The sequence below is a fragment of the Cellulomonas septica genome (assembly GCF_012396155.1).
Classification (GTDB): Bacteria; Actinomycetota; Actinomycetes; order Actinomycetales; family Cellulomonadaceae; genus Cellulomonas; species Cellulomonas septica.
In genome coordinates this window covers 1-4037 of sequence record NZ_JAAXOY010000321.1, presented here as the reverse complement: position 1 = coordinate 4037, position 4037 = coordinate 1, and the positions used below count along the sequence as shown (strand labels likewise).

At 72.8% G+C, this 4037-nt stretch carries 5 protein-coding genes; 4 read left to right on the top strand and 1 reads right to left on the bottom strand.

From position 1 onward, the window contains the following. The first annotated feature begins 198 nt into the window (after window positions 1-198). The 4 genes from HGA02_RS12415 (at window position 199) to HGA02_RS12400 (ending at window position 3209) form a co-directional block, all read left to right on the top strand. A complete protein-coding gene (locus HGA02_RS12415; protein WP_168679273.1) occupies window positions 199-696 on the top strand; it encodes a type II toxin-antitoxin system HicB family antitoxin in 498 nt (165 codons plus the stop codon). An 83-nt stretch (window positions 697-779) separates the two neighbouring features. Then, a complete protein-coding gene (locus HGA02_RS12410) occupies window positions 780-1625 on the top strand; it encodes a DUF4097 family beta strand repeat-containing protein (RefSeq protein ID WP_168679272.1) in 846 nt (281 codons plus the stop codon). Window positions 1626-1662: 37 nt separating this feature from the next. Then, a complete protein-coding gene (locus HGA02_RS12405) occupies window positions 1663-2451 on the top strand; it encodes an ABC transporter ATP-binding protein (protein ID WP_168679271.1) in 789 nt (262 codons plus the stop codon). Further along, entirely contained in the window at window positions 2448-3209 is a 762-nt protein-coding gene (locus HGA02_RS12400; RefSeq protein WP_168679270.1) for an ABC transporter permease, read from the top strand. Before HGA02_RS12405 ends, HGA02_RS12400 begins: the two co-directional genes overlap by 4 nt. Before the next feature lie 104 nt (window positions 3210-3313). On the opposite strand, the gene HGA02_RS12395 is transcribed toward HGA02_RS12400, so the two are convergent. Further along, complete coding sequence (locus tag HGA02_RS12395; RefSeq protein WP_168679269.1) at window positions 3314-3700, bottom strand: heavy metal-binding domain-containing protein; 387 nt, start codon at window positions 3698-3700, stop codon at window positions 3314-3316. Window positions 3701-4037 lie beyond the last annotated feature (337 nt).

Here is a 4037-nt window from a genome sequence, read left to right as displayed (position 1 = left end):
GGCAGGGCGCGGAAGCGCGGCGGTGTCGCCGACCTGCCCGGGAGGGCGCTCCTCGCGGGCAGGGCGCGGAAGCGCGGCGGTGTCGCCGACGCGACGACCGGCCGTGACACCACCGCGCATTCCGCCTGACACCACATGACACCGATCTGACACCACAAATGCTTGCGGTGACACCACGATGGTGTCATGCTAGGTGTCATGGAACTCGGGCAGTACGTCAGCGACCTCCAGCGTCAGCTCATGGACGCCGCCGAGCACGGCGGGGACGACACCCGCGCCGTCGCCGAGCGGCTCGCCGCGGGCCTCGACGCGGCCACCCGCCTCGTGCTGCTCGACGCCCTGTCGGCCGCCGCCGGCGAGATCACGCGTGACCTCGCACCTGGCTCGGTCGACGTGCGGCTGCGTGGGCGCGAGGTCGAGTTCGTCGTCACGCAGCCCCCGTCCGAGGCGGACGCCGAGGAGTCGAGCACGGTGACCACCGCGCCCGTCGACCTCGACGACGTCAGCACCTCACGCACCACGCTCCGCCTGCCGGACGCGCTCAAGGCGCGCGTCGACGAGGCGGCCACCGCGGACGGCCTGTCCGTCAACGCCTGGCTCGTCCGCGCGATCGCGGCGGCCCTGCAGCCGAAGCAACGACGATCCGCGCAGCGCACGCTGCGCACCGGCGACAGCTTCGCCGGCTGGGCCCGCTAGCCCGGCTCCGCACCTCCGAGCACCACCAGCCCCGCGGACCCGCGGGGCCGGACAAGCACACCCTCAGCACGAGAGGCGTCAGCATGCCCACGTACAGCACACCCCAGCCCATCGACCTCGCGGTCCACGTCCCCGTCGGCGACCTGCGCGTCGTCGCGAGCGACCGCACCGACACGGTCGTGACCGTCGCACCGTCCAACCCGGCGAAGGCGGACGACCGTCGCGCCGTCGAGGAGACGAAGGTCGACTTCGACGGCCGGCGCCTCACCGTCCTCGGGCCGCGGCCGCGACTCTCCTGGATCGGGCCCGGCCCGAACGACTCGGTCGACGTCGTCGTCGAGCTGCCTGCCGGCTCGCGTGTCACGGCCGAGCTGTCCGTCGGCAACGTCCAGAGCGTGGGCCGGCTCGGTGCCACCCGCGCCAAGAGCTCCTCCGTCCAGCTCGACACCACCGGCGACCTGTGGGTCCGGGCCATGCACGGGGTGGTCGACGTCGAGCGCGTCGAGGGCACGGCGGAGATCACCGCCGACCACGGCCGCGTCCGGCTCGGCACGGTGCGCGGCGACGCCGTCATCAAGGCCTCGCACGGGGCCGTGCAGGTCGAGGAGTCGGGCGGTGACCTCGAGGCGAAGCTCTCCTACGGCGACCTCGACGTCGACCGGGCGCTCGGCTCGGTGACGGCGAAGACGGCCTACGGCAGCGTCCGCGTCGCCGAGGTGTCGAGCGGGTCGGTCCAGGTCGAGAGCGGCTACGGCCAGGTGGCCGTGGGCGTCCGGCGCGGGGTCGCCGCGTGGCTCGACCTGTCGTCGAAGGACGGGCGCGTCCGCAACCAGCTCGACGGCCAGGCCGCCCCCGCCGAGGGCGAGCGCACCGTCGCGGTCCGGGCGCGCACGCGCTCGGGCGACATCACCGTCCAGCACGCCCGCTGAGCGGGCACACCACCACGAGAAGGGGACGCGACACCTCATGAACGCCACCTCATCCGCCATCCGCGTGCGCGGCGCCGAGAAGTCCTTCGGGGACCTCCGCGTCCTGCGCGGCGTCGACCTCGACGTCGCGCCGGGCAGCATCTTCGCCCTGCTCGGCTCGAACGGCGCCGGCAAGACGACGATGGTGCGGATCCTGTCGACGCTGCTCAAGCCCGACGGCGGCACGGCCGTCGTCAACGGCTTCGACGTGACCGTCGCACCGCGCGACGTCCGCGAGTCGATCAGCCTGACCGGGCAGTTCGCCGCGGTCGACGAGATCCTCTCCGGACGCGAGAACCTCGTGCTCGTCGCGCGGCTGCGGCACCTCGACGACCCCGGCCGCATCGCGGACGACCTGCTCGCGCAGTTCAGCCTCACCGACGCCGGCTCGCGGCGCGTGTCGACCTACTCCGGCGGCATGCGGAGGCGCCTCGACATCGCGATGAGCCTCGTCGGCCACCCGACCGTGCTGTTCCTCGACGAGCCGACGACGGGCCTCGACCCCGAGGCGCGGCAGGAGGTCTGGCAGGTCATCCAGGGCCTCGCCCGGCAGGGGACGACCGTCCTGCTCACCACGCAGTACCTGGAGGAGGCCGAGCAGCTCGCCGACCGCATCGCGATCCTCCACCAGGGCCGCATCATCGCGAACGGCACGCTCGCCGAGCTCAAGGCGCTGCTGCCGCCCGCGACCGTCGAGTACGTCGAGAAGCAGCCGACGCTCGAGGAGATCTTCCTCGCGCTCGTCGGGACCCACGCCGCCACCGAGTCCGGGAAGGACCAGTCATGAGCACCCACGTCTACGCCGACACCGTCGCCCTCACCGGGCGCTCGCTGCGGCACATCAGCCGCAGCGTCGACACGATCATCACGACGGCGCTCACGCCGATCGCGCTGCTCCTGCTGTTCGTCTACGTCTTCGGCGGGGCCATCGAGGCGGGCGGCGAGAGCTACGTGAGCTACCTGCTGCCGGGCATCCTGCTCATCGCGATCGCGTCGGGCATCGCGTACACCGCCGTCCGGCTGTTCACCGACCTGCAGAGCGGCATCTTCGAGCGGTTCCACTCGATGCCGATCGCCCGCTCGTCGGTGCTGTGGGCGCACGTGCTGACGTCGCTCGTCGCCAACGGGATCACGGTCGTGATCATCGTCGGCGTCGGGCTGCTCATGGGCTTCCGGACGTCGGCCGGTGTCGGGGCGTGGCTCGCCGTGGCGGGCATCCTCGCGCTGTTCACGCTCGCGCTCACGTGGCTCGCCGTCATCGCCGGTCTCACCGCGAAGTCCGTCGACGGAGCCGCGGGGTTCTCCTACCCGCTGATCTTCCTGCCCTTCATCAGCTCCGCGTTCGTCCCGACGGAGACCATGCCCGGGCCCGTGCGGTGGTTCGCCGAGAACCAGCCGGTGACGTCGATCGTCGACAGCATCCAGCACCTGTTCGCGGGCGAGCCCGTCGGCAGCGACCTCTGGGTCGCGCTGGGCTGGTGCGTCGGCATCCTCGTCGTCGCCTACCTCGCGGCGATGTCCGTGTACCGGCGGCGGGTCGGCTGATGCTGCACCGCTCGTCCCTCGTCCGGACCCCGGGCTGAGGCGCCAGGATCCTCGACCGCACGCCGGTCGGGGATCGTGGCGTGTCAGCCCCCTTCGCGCCTGCGTCAGCCGGCGGGCGGCGGCGTGGTCGCGGCGACGTGCGCGGACTGCCCGGTCGCACCGGCCTCGCCTGCGGGGATCGGTTCCGCGACGACGGCCGTCCCGTAGACGCACACCTCGCTGAACTGCCCGACGGATCCGGTGTCGAACCGCATCGCGACGATCGCGTTGGCGCCGCGCTGCCGGGCCTCGTCGACCATGCGGCGCATCACCTCGTGCCGGCTCTCGTACATGATCGTGGTGTACTCGGGGATCTCCCCGCCGCCGATGGAGCGCAGGCTCGCGGTGAGGCTGCCGCCGATGTTCGTCGAGCGGACCGTCAGGCCCATGACCTCGCCGAGCACGGCCTGCACGCGGTAGCCCGGGATCTCGTTCGTCGTCACCACGATCACGCGCGCATCGTGTCACGCGCGCCCGGCGGCGGGGCAGGACCGCGGCGCGGATTCATCCCCTGTCCGCGGCGTCGACCCGGTGGTACGTTCGCCCGCAACGCGGTGCTGCAAGTTGCAGCAAGAGATTGCTGCCGTTCCGAGACCCGGAACCGGTCCGACGCCACGCCCACCCGGCGAGCAGCGCAGCTCGACGTCCGGACCGCCCGCCCACGCCCAGCCGCGCACGACGACGTGCGCCGAGCCCGATCGGAGCCTCTCCGTGACCGCCACCACCCGCACGCCCGCGCGTGCCGTCCGACCACGCCTGCGACGCGCCGTCGCCGCCCTCGCCGCCCTG

Excerpts from the sequence above, each read along its gene's own strand:
- HGA02_RS12415 (WP_168679273.1), top strand. The coding sequence starts at position 199 with ATGGAACTCGGGCAGTACGTCAGCGACCTCCAGCGTCAGCTCATGGAC.
- HGA02_RS12405 (WP_168679271.1), top strand. The coding sequence starts at position 1,663 with ATGAACGCCACCTCATCCGCCATCCGCGTGCGCGGCGCCGAGAAGTCC.
- HGA02_RS12400 (WP_168679270.1), top strand. The coding sequence starts at position 2,448 with ATGAGCACCCACGTCTACGCCGACACCGTCGCCCTCACCGGGCGCTCG.
- HGA02_RS12410 (WP_168679272.1), top strand. The coding sequence starts at position 780 with ATGCCCACGTACAGCACACCCCAGCCCATCGACCTCGCGGTCCACGTC.